This is a genomic window from Calditrichota bacterium (assembly GCA_016867835.1).
Taxonomy (GTDB): Bacteria; Electryoneota; AABM5-125-24; order Hatepunaeales; family Hatepunaeaceae; genus VGIQ01.
Map to the genome: position 1 here is coordinate 1 of VGIQ01000071.1, position 15,022 is coordinate 15,022.

12 protein-coding genes are annotated in these 15,022 nt (G+C 58.9%); 11 read left to right on the forward strand and 1 reads right to left on the reverse strand.

Features of this window, described 5'->3' with window-relative positions:
- Positions 1-323: 323 nt before the first annotated feature.
- From FJY67_08120 to odhB, 10 genes are all read left to right on the forward strand, one after another.
- A complete protein-coding gene (locus tag FJY67_08120) occupies positions 324-755 on the forward strand; it encodes a RidA family protein (protein ID MBM3329418.1) in 432 nt (143 codons plus the stop codon).
- A 178-nt stretch (positions 756-933) separates the two neighbouring features.
- Positions 934-1,452 carry a 3-hydroxyanthranilate 3,4-dioxygenase gene (locus FJY67_08125; protein ID MBM3329419.1) on the forward strand — a complete coding sequence of 173 codons (519 nt, stop codon included), beginning with the start codon at positions 934-936 and terminating at the stop codon, positions 1,450-1,452.
- Positions 1,452-2,501 (forward strand): amidohydrolase, encoded by a 1,050-nt coding sequence (locus FJY67_08130; protein MBM3329420.1) that lies wholly within the window; start codon positions 1,452-1,454, stop codon positions 2,499-2,501. The genes FJY67_08125 and FJY67_08130 overlap by 1 nt, the downstream gene beginning before the upstream one ends.
- A complete protein-coding gene (locus FJY67_08135; protein ID MBM3329421.1) occupies positions 2,447-3,319 on the forward strand; it encodes a cyclase family protein in 873 nt (290 codons plus the stop codon). The genes FJY67_08130 and FJY67_08135 overlap by 55 nt, the downstream gene beginning before the upstream one ends.
- Positions 3,320-3,357: 38 nt before the next feature.
- Entirely contained in the window at positions 3,358-4,584 is a 1,227-nt protein-coding gene (gene kynU / locus FJY67_08140; protein ID MBM3329422.1) for a kynureninase, read from the forward strand.
- Positions 4,581-5,918 (forward strand): FAD-dependent monooxygenase, encoded by a 1,338-nt coding sequence (locus FJY67_08145; protein MBM3329423.1) that lies wholly within the window; start codon positions 4,581-4,583, stop codon positions 5,916-5,918. Before kynU ends, FJY67_08145 begins: the two co-directional genes overlap by 4 nt.
- A 41-nt stretch (positions 5,919-5,959) precedes the next feature.
- The gene (trpS, locus tag FJY67_08150; protein ID MBM3329424.1) at positions 5,960-6,925 is read left to right on the forward strand and encodes a tryptophan--tRNA ligase; all 966 of its coding nucleotides are present in this window, start codon (positions 5,960-5,962) and stop codon (positions 6,923-6,925) included.
- Positions 6,922-8,151: a hypothetical protein gene (locus FJY67_08155; GenBank protein MBM3329425.1), complete on the forward strand. Its 1,230-nt coding sequence runs from the start codon at positions 6,922-6,924 to the stop codon at positions 8,149-8,151. Before trpS ends, FJY67_08155 begins: the two co-directional genes overlap by 4 nt.
- A gap of 55 nt (positions 8,152-8,206) precedes the next feature.
- On the forward strand, positions 8,207-11,014 hold the full coding sequence (locus tag FJY67_08160; GenBank protein MBM3329426.1) for a 2-oxoglutarate dehydrogenase E1 component: 2,808 nt from the start codon (positions 8,207-8,209) through the stop codon (positions 11,012-11,014).
- 134 nt (positions 11,015-11,148) lie between these two features.
- A complete protein-coding gene (odhB, locus tag FJY67_08165; protein ID MBM3329427.1) occupies positions 11,149-12,405 on the forward strand; it encodes a 2-oxoglutarate dehydrogenase complex dihydrolipoyllysine-residue succinyltransferase in 1,257 nt (418 codons plus the stop codon).
- 94 nt (positions 12,406-12,499) lie between these two features.
- On the opposite strand, the gene FJY67_08170 is transcribed toward odhB, so the two are convergent.
- Positions 12,500-13,246 carry a VOC family protein gene (locus FJY67_08170; GenBank protein ID MBM3329428.1) on the reverse strand — a complete coding sequence of 249 codons (747 nt, stop codon included), beginning with the start codon at positions 13,244-13,246 and terminating at the stop codon, positions 12,500-12,502.
- A 335-nt stretch (positions 13,247-13,581) separates the two neighbouring features.
- Between FJY67_08170 and FJY67_08175 the strand changes: the two genes are divergently transcribed.
- On the forward strand, positions 13,582-15,022 hold a 1,441-nt coding region (locus tag FJY67_08175; GenBank protein MBM3329429.1), incomplete at its 3' end, for a hypothetical protein.

Here is a 15,022-nt window from a genome sequence, read left to right on the forward strand (position 1 = left end):
AACGGTTGGCAGATGACAATACTAATGCTGATGTTACTACTTGGTGCCGTTAGTTCTTGTCTTCCCCCCCTGCTTCGCGGGGGGGGGATAAAAGGGGGGGGCAATATGGGTTGCACTTCTACCGCCCTGTAGTCCCCCCGCAGAGCGGAGGGACAAAACAAGATGATACTGCACCCATTAATAAGAAAAGTGCGGGTTCAAGAGTACTTGGTGCAGAATGTTCTTGCTGTGTCATGCTGAACGAAGTGAAGCATCTCGTCTGCAAGAGACCCTTCGCTTCGTTCAGGGTGACTAAGATTGGCTGCACAAATCTATATTGACATTTGACCTTGTCTGACCAGACCATCGATTCCTCCCGCGCTCCCGAGCCGGTCGGAGCCTATCCCCATGCCCGCCGGGTCGGCAATCTGCTCTTTCTCTCCGGTATCGGACCGCGAAAGCGCGGCTTTAGGGATATCCCCGGCGTTACGCTTGATAGCGAAGGGCGGATCGTCGCCTATGACATCGAAGCGCAATGTCGTTCGACCTTCGACAACGTGCGCATGGTACTCGAAGCCGCCGGCGCCGGGTGGGAAGACCTTGTCGATGTAACGGTCTTTCTGACCAATATGAAAGCCGACTTTGCGACCTTCAACCGCATTTATGCCGAGTATTTCGAGGCGGTCAGGCCAACCCGGACGACGGTCGAGGTTGGAGCCTTGCCAACACCCATTGCTGTCGAATTGAAGTGCATTGCGGTGGTGAAAGACCGATGATGATGCGATTTTGGATAATGATCGGGTGCATTATCTTTGCACGGTACAAATGTGTTTTGACATTTTGTAGGGGCCGAAGACGCCCACCAAGCGTCTTCGTGCCCGAAATTACGGGGCAGAATCGCCTAACGACGATTCGCCCCTACTCCGGAATAACCTACCCTCTCACGGACACATTATGCCCTTTCACGCTATAAACTTCCGTCGGTGGATCGACGAGCACCGGCACCTTCTGAAGCCGCCGGTTGGGAACCAGACGGTCTATACCGGCACCGAGAACTTCATTGTGATGGTGGTCGGCGGGCCCAACGCCCGCAGCGACTATCATTACAATGAGACTGAGGAGTTCTTTTACCAGATCGAAGGCGACATCGTCCTGAAGTTGATCGAGGACGGCAAGCCGGTCGAAGTGCCGCTCCGCGAAGGCGACATCTTCCTCCTGCCGCCCAAGATCCCTCATTCACCGCAGCGTCCGGCGGGGACGGTGGGACTGGTGATGGAGGTGAAACGTTCGCCAGGTATGAAGGACGGCATCATCTGGTTTTGCGACCACTGTCAGGCAAAGGTCTATGAAGAGGTATTCGAGATGACCGACATCGTCGGGCAATTGAAAGGGATCATGGAGCGGTTCTACGCTTCGGAGAAACTGCGCACCTGTAAAGCCTGCGGCCGTGTCCAGCCGATACCGGGTCGTTAGTGGCATCGTCCCAGCCCTTCACCGCCGACATCCATACCCATATCCTGCCTGCCGACCTCCCCGACATAGGAGTCAGGCATGGTCTGGAAGGATTCATCCGACTTGAACATAGCGGCCCCGGCTGCGCGCGAATGATGCAGGGTAGCCGGGTCTTTCGGGAGTTGAAGGCGAACAGTTGGGACCCGGAAGTCCGGATCGCCGAGTGCGACCGGGCCGGCGTCGATCTGCAAGTCCTCTCGACCATACCGGTGCTCTTCAGTTATGGTGCGCCGGCCCTTGCGGCGCTCGATCTGGCGCGACACTTGAACGATCACCTCGCAAGCGTCGTAGCCCGCTACCCCGACCGGTTCGTCGGACTCGGCACGGTGCCGCTTCAAGAGCCCGATCTGGCAATCGCCGAGATGGAGCGTTGCATTCGCGACCTTGGACTGGTGGGGATCGAGATTGGGAGCCATGTCAACGGCTGGAACCTCTCGGCACCGGAACTGTTCCCCTTCTTTGCGGCAGCCGAACGGCTCTCGGCGGCGCTTTTCGTCCACCCGTGGGATATGATGGGTCGGGAGCGCATGCCTGACTACTGGCTGCCGTGGCTGGTCGGGATGCCGGCCGAAGCGTCGCTCGCCATTTGTTCGCTCATCTTCGGCGGGGTGCTGGAGCGCCTGCCACGCCTGCGAGTTGCGGTCGCGCACGGGGGAGGCGCGTTTCCGTTCACCTTCGGTCGCATCGAGCGGGGTTGGGCGGTCCGTCCCGACCTGGTTGCAGTTGACAATCCGCGCTCGCCGCGGGACTACCTTGACCGGCTCTACTTCGATACCCTCGTCCACGACTCCCGGGCGCTCGAATACCTAATCGCCTTCGCCGGTGTCGAGCATCTGGCTCTGGGATCGGACTATCCTTTTCCGCTCGGTGAGTCCGAGCCGGGTGCACTTATCCGGTCGCTGGAGTCGCTGCCGGATGCCGACAAGGCACGGCTCTTGGGCGGGACGGCGAGGGAGTGGCTGAACATCGACAGCGATGCGACGGATCATCGTCGCTCATTGACCTCCTGATTGCTGTGCCACGTTACCATGACATTTCAATCCCTTTGCGTTTCGACGAGTGGCAGCCGGTTGCGTTCGGAGCGCCACAGGCGTCAGTCGGTCCACTCCGGCTCAGCGGCTGGATCGGCGACACCCGGGAAGGCGGGTCGTGCAACGTCGATCAGGTAAGCCTCGTCCCCCATTGCAATGGCACTCATACCGAATGCGTCGGTCACATTGTGGATGACGATGTGCGGATTACCGACATTCTAACCGACATCCTGATACCCGCCCGGTTGATAACGCTTGTTCCTGCACCGGGCAGCACCTTAAGGGAGACCTATCGTCCAGCACCAAGACCGGACGATCTTCTGATCACGAGGTCGCTGCTGGAAGAAGCATTGCAGGAGATGCTTGAGCCCGATGCCGGGCTGGTGATCCGGACACTGCCCAACGAGGCGTCGAAACTCCGGCGGGACTATGCCGGACAAGCCGCACCTTATTTCACCATAGAGGCGATAGACCGGATCATCGAGTGGGGCGTCCGGCATCTGTTAGTTGACTTCCCAAGCCTCGACCGCACAGATGACGAAGGCCTCCTGACCGCGCATCACCGCTTTTGGGGGATCCCGGAGGGCATGCACAAGTTAGGTGGTCGCCCCCCCTCGCATCGAACCGTTACTGAATTGATCTATATGCCCGACGAAGTTCCCGACGGGCGATACTTGCTGAACTTGCAGATTGCACCCTTTGCCCGTGATGCAGCCCCTTCGCGGCCGCTGCTGATGCCAATTTCGGAACTCGCGGCGCTTTCTGCGTCGCTTCGAGAATCCGGGGCAGCAGAGTGATCAGCCCGTCGGTTCGCGAGATCGAGGAGCGAGCTGCGATGCTCGACGCCGCTGACGCGCTCGCGGCATTCCGGCAGGAGTTCCACATACCCCGCGGCACATCGGGCCGGGATGTCGCTTACTTCTGCGGCAATTCGCTCGGACTGATGCCGAAAGCGGCACAGGCGGCAGTCGAAGAGGTTCTGACCGACTGGCGCGACCTGGCCGTCCGGGCGCACTTCGAAGCGCAGCATCCCTGGATGCCTTATCACGAAGAGGCAACCGGGTCGCTTGCACGGGTAGTTGGCGCGCTGCCGGTCGAAGTCGTCGCTATGAACTCGCTTACGACGAACCTGCATCTCCTGATGACCTCGTTCTACCGGCCCGACGGACGGCGCCGCAAGGTGCTAATCGAAGGCGATGCGTTTCCTTCCGACCGGTATGCTGTTGCGTCACAGGTGACAATGCGCGGCGGCGATCCGGAGCGGGACATCATACGGGTGGCTCCCCGACCCGGTGAAGCGACGATCCGCGACGACGATCTGTTCGCGGCCATTGTGGCGGCCGGCAACGAGTTGGCGCTGGTGATGCTGAGCGGCGTTCATTATCTGACCGGGCAAGCCTTCCCGATGGCAGCGGTCGTCAGCGAAGCGCACCGCGCCGGAGCGGTCGCGGGATTCGACCTCGCTCACGCCGCCGGGAATCTCGACCTGCGACTGCACGATTGGGACGTCGATTTCGCCGTCTGGTGCAACTACAAGTATCTTAATGCCGGGCCCGGCGCCATCGGCGGCGCGTTCGTCCACGAGCGGCACAGCCATGCCGAAATGCCGCGCTTTGCCGGTTGGTGGGGGCACGACAAGGCAACGCGATTCCAGATGCCCGACCGGTTCGATCCACTGGCCGGCGCCGAGGGCTGGCAACTTTCGAATCCGCCAATCCTTATGTTGGCGGCGCTGCGAGCCTCGCTGGACCTCTTCGACCGGGCCGGTATGGAGCGCATAAGGACGAAGAGCGTCGCCTTGACGAGGGAACTTGAAGTGTTGCTTGAGAAGAGCGGCATTCGGGCCCTGTCGGTCATTACGCCGCATGAGCCGGAGCGCCGGGGGGCTCAGTTATCTCTCAGGCTGCCGGGAGGCCGCGACGTCTTCGAGCGCCTTGCGGCGGCCGACATCATTTGCGACTGGCGCGAACCGGACATAATCCGCGTCGCTCCGGTTCCGCTTTATAACAGTTTCGCCGACGTTCATCGCTTTGTGGATCAACTTAGGGCGGCAGTCCGATGAGCGAACGAATAGTGCACATCGTCGGAGCCGGACCGGTCGGGCTCGTAACCGCTATATTCTTCGCGGTGCGAGGCTTTCGCGTCGTGGTGCATGAACGGCGCCCCGATCCGCTTGCCGGAGGCATTCCGGAAGGCCGTTCGATCAATCTCGCGCTCTCGCGGCGCGGTCTCGAGACGCTGGCTCGCGCGGGACTCGACAAAGCAATCCTTGAGATCGCCACGCCGATGCGGGGCCGATTGATGCACAATCTGACGGGCGACCTCACCTTTCAGCCTTATGGCCGGGACTTAGGCGAGTCGATTCACGCCGTTTCGCGCGGCGAACTGAATCGGATGATCCTGAGCGCAGCCCTTAAGCACTCCCGGGTCGAGGTGCGGTTCGGTGAAAGGTGCGTTGAGGCTTCGCCGGAAGGCCTTCTCACGCTGGCAGGTCCCGACGGACAGGAGACGGTCGTCGATGCGGATGTTGTCATCGGCTGCGATGGATCGGGATCGGTCGTGCGTCGGGCGATAAGTTCGCTGCCGAATGCGGTTGTCCGGCAGGAGTTCATCGACTATGACTACAAGGAACTGACCATCCCCGCCGGACCCGACGGGTCGTATCAGATGGAGAAGAACGCTCTTCACATCTGGCCGCGCGGACGGTTTATGCTGATTGCGCTGCCCAACGCCGAGGGCAGTTTCACCTGCACTCTCTTCCTGGCTCAACAGGGCGACCCGGGCTTCAGCAGTCTGACCACGACGGCTACCGTGGCGAAGTTCTTTCGGACTTACTTTCCCGACACGGTCGAGTTGATTCCCAATCTGGAGGGCGCCTTTCTCGCCGGGCCGAACGGGTCGCTGCCCAAGATCGACTGTTGGCCGTGGCACATCGGTGACCGGCTGCTTCTACTCGGCGATGCAGCTCATGGGATCGTCCCGTTCCTGGGGCAGGGGCTTAACTGCGCGCTCGAAAGCGTGGCTCTCCTTTTCGATATACTCGACCGCTCCGGGGATGACTGGGCCGGAGCATTCGACCGCTTTGCGCGCGAGCGCAAGGTTGACACCGACGCCATATCGGTGATGGCGATCGAGAATTTCGTTGAGATGCGCGACCGGGTAGCCGATCCGGGATTCTTGCTGCAAAAGCAGGTCGAGCACGAACTGGAAAGGCGCTTCCCGCATCTCTTTCGCAGCCGTTACGGGCAGATTCAGTTCACGCGGGTGCGTTATCGCGACGCCCTCGAACAGGGCCTTCGCAACGACTGGTTCCTCGGCCGGTTGGTCGGCGATTCCCGAGGAATGGATCAAATAGACTGGGACGAGGCGAAACGACAATTGGAGACCGGTTTTTGAGACGCTTTAGGGTTCTATCGTGCATCCAGCCGACCGGCGATATGCACATCGGCAATTATTTCGGTGCAGTGGCGAACTGGGTGCGTCTGCAGGACGAGCACGAGTGTATCTACGGTGTCGTCGATCTGCACGCTATGACGATGCCGTTCGACCCACAGATGCTGCGTGCTCAGACCCGCCAGATGGCGCTCGACCTGCTCGCCTGCGGGATCGACCCGGAGCGGGTGATCCTGTTCATTCAGTCGCTGGTGCCGGAGCATACCGAACTCTACTGGATCTTCAACTGCCTTACGCCGATGGGCGACCTCTCGCGGATGACCCAGTTCAAGGAGAAGTCTGATCAACTTGAGGAACAGGGCGGAGCGTTCATCTCGGCGGGTCTGTTCGGCTATCCGGTGCTGCAGGCGGCGGACATCACTATCTACCGCGCCGAGCGCGTTCCGGTAGGCCGCGATCAGGAACAGCATCTCGAACTGGCGCGCGAGATCGTCCGCCGGTTCAACGGCACTTTCGGGGAATACTTCCCCGAGCCGGGGCCGCTGCTTACCGAGAGTCCAAAGGTCATGTCGCTCGCCGATCCGGTGAGGAAGATGTCGAAGAGCCTCGGCGACCGGCACTATATCGGCATCTTCGAGAGCGAGGATCAGGTCCGGCGGAAGGTGAAGAGCGCAGTTACCGATGTGGGCGGGGTGGTCGGCGCCGAGCCGGGACCGGGGGTTGCCAACATGCTGCAAATTCTCCGGTCGTGTGGCAAGGACAATCACGCCGCCGAACTGCGTCGCGATCACGATGCCGGCACCTTGAAATATGTCCACCTCAAGAGTGCAGTGGCGGAGGCGCTGGTCGAACTAACCTCCGCTCTGATCGCCCGTCGGGAGGCCTTGGCGGCACATCCGGATAGAGTCGAGGAGATCGTCCAGGAAGGCTCGAAGAAGGCGCGGGCGATAGCCCGTGAGACGCTGGATAGAGTGCGCGACCTGACCGGTCTTCCGCCGGGACACGCTTGACCGGTCGGGACGAAAATTGGAGCGATTATTCGCTCGACCCGGAAGTGCGCAGCGACCGGAACCGCGCCTGGTACACCGGCGGGCGCGATGTCAATTCCGACGGGCGACTCACCTACGGGAGTTACCTCAACCTGCCTCGCCTTCTGTCAGCCCAAACGCCCGGCACCCGCATCCCCGACGAGCGGGTCTTCATCATCACTCACCAGATCTGCGAACTGGCGTTCAAGCAAATGCGGTTCGATCTCGATGTGATCGGGCGGACGGTGAAGGAGGCTCAAGGCTCAGCGCTCAAGGCTCAAGGCTTAAGGCTCAAGGCGGAAGCGGACGAAGCCTTTTGGAAGCCCGCTCTGACAGCCGCCGGGAGGCTGCATCATACTGCGTCGAGAGTTCTTCCGTCTGCAATCGGATACCTTGCCTATCAGCGCGATCCGACCTTCGACTCGGGGGAATTCGGGTTCTTCCGGGAGAAGTTGATCCCGGCTTCGGGATTTCAAAGCGTGCAGTTCCGGGCTATTCAAGCCGCGCTCGGCAAGCGCCATCTGCTCGATCTCAACATCTATCCGGCCGCATTCTATCGTAAGCATTATAATGATAATGCTGTTATCAATGACGGGATAGCGATTTCGCCGTCAAATGAAATGATCGTGCGGGAGGGGATCCCGTTTGGTGAGCCGGTCGATGATCTCGTGCAGACCTTACTGGCAAGTTTGGGTCAGGAGAGGGAGTCGAAAGTCCGGTTTCTGGCAAGGGAAGACTTCGCCGTTGTTCAGGAGAGCCTTTGGCAGGGGGTCAAGGCTTTGCGCAAGTCGGCGGTGCTGCGGGAGGCGATGGGCGATGAGTCGCGTCTGGGGGGGCTTATCCACGCATTTGAAGTCTCTCTGCCGCGGGTGATCGAGGCGGAGAACCTCAGGCGTGCAAAGTTCGCCGGTGCCGCTGCGGGCTTCCAGAGGCTGTTGTCGGATTTTGCGAGGCATCCGGTGGAGCGGATTGTGAGGTTGCTGGCATCGACCGACCGCGCTCTGCACGGGCCGGAGCCGCGAAGTTTCCTGAGCCAACACCAGCGGTTTGTGGCGCGGCGCATTCGGGAGGTGAATTATTACGCTTCCGTCAACAAGCGTCCCCGCCAGACGCCCGGCACCGGCGGCGGCGGCGTCCCTTACCTCGACCTGATGCACCGCCGCCTGCTGCCGCTCTTTCCGGCTCTCGTTTCGCTGGGCCGCCCCTGAAAGGTCTCGCACGCAGGCGTAAGAACATAAAGAACAATTTGTGAACAGCAATACAATGAACTCACCGGTCAGTTATCGCCCGCCGCCCGTTACCGGCCATAACGGCGACTACGTCCTCGACCTTCACGCACAGTGGCAGGCCGATCCGGCGTCGCTTCCCGAGTCGTGGCAGATGTTTTTCCGCGGGTTTGAGATGGCGATGTGCCCGCGGGCCTGCATAGCGTCGCAGCGGGCGCATCTACAGTCGCAGGTCGCAAGCCTGATCTATGCCTACCGCAGCAACGGTCACCTGGCAGCGCACCTCGATCCGCTTTCGGAGCGCTTCCCGGTAGAGACGATTCACGACCTTAACTACCGTACTTATGGCTTCAGCGAAAGCGACCTGAACGAGGTCTTCGACACCGGTCACCTGAGCGGCCCTGCAAGGGCGCGACTCGGCGATCTAATTTCTATACTTCAAGCGACTTACTGCGGCACGGTCGGCATTCAATACACCCATATTCAGGACAAGGCGATCCGGAGATGGCTGCAGAACGAGATAGAGCCTCTGCAAGGAGCGAAGTCGTTCGACCGCGCCAAACGGCGGGAGATCCTGCGACTTTTGGCTGAAGCCGACCTCTTCGAGGCATTCATTCATCAACGTTATCCCGGGCATAAGCGATTTTCGCTGCAGGGAGCCGAGACGTTGATTCCGGCGGTTCACGCGCTGGTCGAACTGGCGCCCGACTTGGGAGTTCAGGAGATCGTCATCGGGATGGCGCACCGCGGACGGCTTAATATGCTCGCCAACATCCTCGACAAGTCCTACGATCTGATATTTAGTGAATTCGAGGGGCGCGTCCAGCCCGATTCTTACGGCGGTGACGGGGATGTGAAGTATCATCTCGGCTTTTCAAGCGATCATATCAACGTCGGAGGGCGGTCGGTGCATTTGACACTTACGCCCAATCCGTCGCACCTTGAGGCGGTCAACCCGGTGGTTCTCGGCCGGGCGCGTGCCAAGCAGCGGCAGTTGCACCATGTTCGGGGGGGAAGTTACTCTCCCGGTGAAGCCATCGACCGGCGCGGGGTGCTTCCGCTTCTTATCCATGGTGATGCGGCATTTGCCGGGCAGGGACTCGTCGCCGAGACGCTCAACCTGTCGCAACTGAAGGGCTATCAAGTCGGCGGGACCGTCCACTTCGTTATTAACAACCAGATCGGCTTCACAACCAACCCTCGCGACGCGCGCAGTTCGGCCTATTGCACCGACAGTGCAATGATGATCGAGGCACCGGTCATCCACGTCAACGGAGACGACCCCGATGCGGTCGTCTGGGTGACCGAACTGGCGCTCCGCTTCCGGCAGGAATTTCACCGCGACATCGTCGTCGATATGGTTTGCTTTCGCCGTTATGGCCATAACGAGGCTGACGAGCCTGCCTTCACACAGCCGTTGATGTCGCGTCGGATCAAGAACCACCCTCCGGTGCGGAATATCTATACCGATCAGATGTTGAAAGCAGGGGAGATCGCTCCCGACGAAGTCAGCCGCATCGAATCGGAGTTTCAATCCGATCTTCAGAAGCACTTCGCCAACCACCGACAAGAGGTCGAATTTCGCTCCCATGCCGCGGATCCGAGATGGAAAGGGCTGGAGCAAACCTATACCGAAAAGCCGGTCATCACGGCCGTTAGCGAAGAGATGCTCGACAAGGTCGCAGCCGCGTTGACCCGGGTGCCGCCGGACTTTCATATCCATCCGAAGATCGCGCGACAGATGGCGGAGAAACAAGCCGCCTATCAAGGCGATGCCGGAATCGACTGGGCTTTTGCCGAAGCGCTCGCCTTCGGGACGCTGCTCGCCGAAAAGACGCCGATTCGCCTCTCCGGACAGGATTCGGCGCGGGGGACGTTTTCGCAGCGCCATTCCGTTTGGTGGGACAACGAAACGGAAGCGGAATACATCCCGCTCAACAACATCAGCCCCGGGCAGTCGCACTTCTGTGTCTATAACAGTCCGCTCTCGGAGGCGTCTGTGCTCGGCTTCGACTTCGGCTATTCGCTAGCCGAACCTCGGATGCTCATCCTTTGGGAAGCGCAGTTCGGGGACTTTTCCAATGGCGCACAGATGATCATCGATCAGTTCCTGGTGGCGTCGCAGTCTAAGTGGCAGCGCACCAGCGGACTGGTGATGCTTCTTCCGCATGGTTTCGAAGGGCAGGGTGCAGAGCACTCGAATGCCTATCTCGAGCGATACCTTGCGGCTTGCGCTCAAGACAACATTCAGGTGCTGAACCTGACCGAGCCGGCGCAGTATTTTCACGCTTTGCGGAGACAGATCCGGCGCTCCTTCCGTCGGCCGCTTGTCTTGATGGCGCCGAAAAGTATGCTCCGGCACAAGTCGGCAGTCTCGAAGAAAGAAGCCTTCACCGGGAGTGAATTTCGCGAGATCGTCGACGATCCGACGCCGCCCCGACGACCGCGCCGGATCGTCCTCTGCAGCGGCAAACTTTACTATGAGTTGGACGAGTTTCGTATCGCTCACAAAGTGAAGGACGTCGCGCTGATCCGCATCGAGCAACTCTACCCCTTTCGCAATCATATAATTCAGCGGATTATCGGGCGCTACAAGAGCGCCTCCGAGATCATCTGGGCGCAGGAAGAACCGAAAAACCGGGGAGTGTGGTCGTTTATCCGGCCTTATCTGCAGCATCTTTTCCCGCAACTGCCGCTCCGCTACATCGGACGGGGTTATGCGGCGGCAGCGGCGACCGGGTCGCTGGTGCGGCATCAGCAGGAGCAATCCTCGATCGTCGAATCGGCGATCCTTGGAGCGGCCGTGCCGCACGACACCACCGTATTGCCGGAACTGGCGGCGTAAGGCAACGGGTAACTGTGACTTGCAGCGGCCCAAAGGGCGGACAAGAATGTCCGCCCTCCTGCAAGAGCGACTCAAACCTGCACCTGCTTGATAACATCATACATTTACATTAGCATTAGCATTTAGAATAACTTATGCCCATTGACGTCAAAGTTCCCTCTGTTGGCGAGTCGATTAGCGAGGGCATCCTCGCAGTCTGGAAAGTTGCCGACGGAGCGGTCGTCAAGGTGGACGACGCGCTCTATGAACTCGAAACCGACAAGGTCTCGATGACGGTTGTCGCCGAAGCTGCCGGCCGGATCAGCCGAAAGGTGCCGGAAGGCGCGACGGTGCAGATCGGAGCCACTGTGGCATCGATCGAAGCCGAAGCCGGAGTAGCAAGTTCGCCTCAAATCGTATCGAACGCGGTAAAGTCGGCTGCTGCTGAGGATGGCAAACCTCAGTCTCCACCGGTATCGCCGCCGGCGGGCATCGAGACCTTGAAAGCCAACCTGAAGGACCTGGCGCCGTCTGTGCGGCATATTGTTGCCGAAGCGGGCCTCGATGCCGCGACGATATCGGGCACCGGCAAGGGCGGCCGGATCACCAAGGAGGATGCCCTGAAGGCCTTGGAGTCCCCACCTTCGGCTGCTCCTCCTGATCCAATACCACCACCTTTGAGCCGTGAGCCTCAAGCCTTGAGCCTCGCCCACCGTCAGACCCGCCGTCCGATGTCGTCGCTTCGACAGCGCATCGCCGAGCGGATGGTTGCCTCACAGCAGACGACCGCGACGCTGACGACCTTCAATGAGGTCGATATGTCGGCGCTGCTAACTCTAAGGGCACAGCATCAGGAGGCGTTCCTGAAACGCTATGACGTCAAACTGGGGATCATGTCGTTTTTCGTCAAGGCGTCTATAGAGGCGCTTCGAAGCGTCCCCGAAGTGAACGCGCAGATCGACGGGGACCTGATCGTCGAAAATCACTACTACGATATCGGGGTGGCGGTCTCAACCGATCGCGGGCTGGTCGTGCCGGTGATAAGGGACGCCGACCAAATGTCGTTCGGGGAACTGGAGCAGGCAATTGCTCTCTACGCTGAAAAGGCGCGGAGCCGGACGTTGACGCTCGACGAATTGCAGGGCGGAGTCTTCACGATTTCAAATGGCGGGGTCTTTGGGTCAATGCTCTCGACCCCGATCCTTAACCCGCCGCAAGCGGCCATTTTGGGATTGCACGGCATCAAGAAGCGACCAGTGGTCATAAACGACGACCGGATCGAGGTGCGGCCCATGATGTATCTGGCGCTCTCCTACGACCACCGCCTGATCGACGGGCGGGAGTCGGTAACGTTCTTGAAGCGGATCGTGGAGTGCGTCGAAGCGCCGGAGAGAATGCTGTTGGGGCTGTGAAGTTCCGGATTCTAGGATGGGTTTATACGGAGCAGGAATATAAAGGGCGGGTTGATACCCGCCCTTTATGCTTGCGAACGCCTCACCTTCGATCTTAGCCTTGTCCGTGCCCGCTCTGGAAGAGGCCGACGGTGTTCCCGTCCGGCGCCTGAAGATGCGCAAACCAGCCATGCCCTGGAATCTCCGTCTTCGGCACGGCAACCGAAGCCCCTGCTGCGATTGCCTTTGACAGGTAATCTTCGATCTCGTTCACCTCGATATAGACCCCTGGCGACGCTGCTGCCTGGACCGTATCGGCCAGCCCGATGCCGCCGCCCACTTCTTCGGAAGGCGTCATATAGGTTTGGTAGGTCTCCATGAAGGTATTCTCGAATCTCCAGCCGAACAAGCCTTCGAAGAATGCCCGTGTCCCGGCCAGGTCCTTGGTCTGCCATTCGACGTGGCAGAAGGCATTGAGCGGATACTTGGCGCTGTCGAAGTCGGGATTGGCTGACTTGTAGAGCCCGATCGCATTGCCGTCGGGGTCGGTCAGGATAGCCATCCAGCCCATTTCGCCGATGGGCATCTTCGGCATCTGCACTGCACCACCGAATTGAACAGCCCGGTTCAGGTATCCTTCGATGTCGTCCACGTTGATATAGACGAGCGGCGACGCACCGCTCTTGACCGGATCGCTGGTCCGAAAGAGTCCGCCGCCCAGTTCGCGAGACGGCGTCTGGAACATCAGGTAGTCGTCGCCATAGGCTTCGAACGACCAGCCGAAGAGCCGGCTGTAAAAGCCCTTGGCGCGCTCCAGATCGGAGACATGCCACTCCACGTGGCAGAACGCATGCTGAGCCATAGTTAAGACCTCGTAAGTGGTTGACGATTCCCGGTCGGCGACCGCCGCCCGGATGCCATAATATAAGACATATGTGCAGGGTTGTCAAGCGCTGCCTCGAGAAAAAGTTTGAGCGAATTTGAGTGAAGAAGAGGAACGAATCGCGCCGACACGACGTGGGTCTCGGGGCGGGTGTCGGGCGAGTGGACGCGGGAGGGCAGCCCGCATATCATCGTCGATACGACGTGGGTAGCGGAGGATAATACCGTAATCGAGGCAACTTGTGGAGTGGCGAAAGCCGTTGTATATTGGGTCGTATGAAGCGAGAGAGAAGACATAGGGTGGTGGTCGGATGGGTGGCTGGGCTGGCGGTGGTGCTGGGGATCGCCGGGGGTGCGGGAGAGGTATGCGCGGACACGACGTGGGTCTCGGGGCGGGTGGCGGGCGAGTGGACGCGCGAGGGCAACCCCTACATCGTTGTCGATTCGACGTGGGTGGCGGAGGGGGATACGCTGAGGGTTGGCCCGAGCGTAAAGGTGATATTTAGCGAGGAAACGGGACTTAGTATCTGGGGCGTGCTGGAGGGAAATGGAAGGGAAGAAGATTCGATTGCAATCAGAGTAACTGAGGGCACGAGCCATTGGAAGGGGATTAAATATTATGGTGTAGGAGAGACTGTATGGAAATATTTGAAAGCTATTTGCCCGGACACAGTATTCGCGTTTGCTGAAAGATATTCTGCAAGATTTTGGAATACGACATTAGACGCCTATCGTCCTTTAGCAGGTGACAGCCGTTATGGAATTCGGAATTGCAACCTCTTCATTTCTCAATGCCAGATGCGCAGTAGGTCTCACTGGGTCACCTCGGGTGGAGCCCTTTCAGCGACAAGAAGTACATTCGACTTTAGTTTGGATGAAAGCGATGAACCCGGATTCTGGTCAGATGCAGCAACCTTCAGCATGGTGCGATGCACTGTAATAGGACGATTGGGAGCGCGACAGCTCTTCGCTGACAGTTGCAGAATCCTCCAAACTCCGCACGGCAGACGAATTGGCGTTGGATTCAATTCTGGACGCATAACAACATCATATGTTCAAGGTGGTGTAAGTGCCAGCTCTCTATATGGTCAGGATATGATACTAATCTCAAATAATATCATTGAAGGCTCACTTGGGCTCCTCGGCTTGGCTAATGTCTATGGCTGTGAAATAGGCGACATTCTGGACCTATACTCGTGCCGGACCGTTGTCGTAAGGAACTCCGTAATCAATGGATCGTTGCGAATATTTAGGGCAGATACAGTCATCGTAGATAGCTGTCGAATCGGCCCCGGCACTGTGTCAGCCGCCTTTGCTTCTGAGATTAGCATCATGCGGTCGGTATTGGTTGGCAAGATCGGTGCTGTTGCATATGATCAAAATGAACATGCGCTATTCGATCATAATACTATTATCCGTTATGCCGATTCAACTTACTGGGGCACACCCGCTAATCAGCAAATACACTGGAGTAACAATATCTTCATAAATAATTCTCCTAGCCGAAGCGTATTCTCAGGTCCTTCGCTCCCTGCAGAATTCAATTATAATTGTGTGTGGGGCTTTGATTATGCAGGCGGCTCGCCAAATGGAAGGCGGTTTGAATTAGAAGAATTTGATACAACAAATTTAATAGCCAATCCCATGATTCAATGGGAAGAGAATATGCCATTGCTTATGTTCAATTCTCCCTGTATTGATCGCGGTAGTCCAACATCACCGCTAGATCCTGATGGCACACGCAGTGACATAGGAG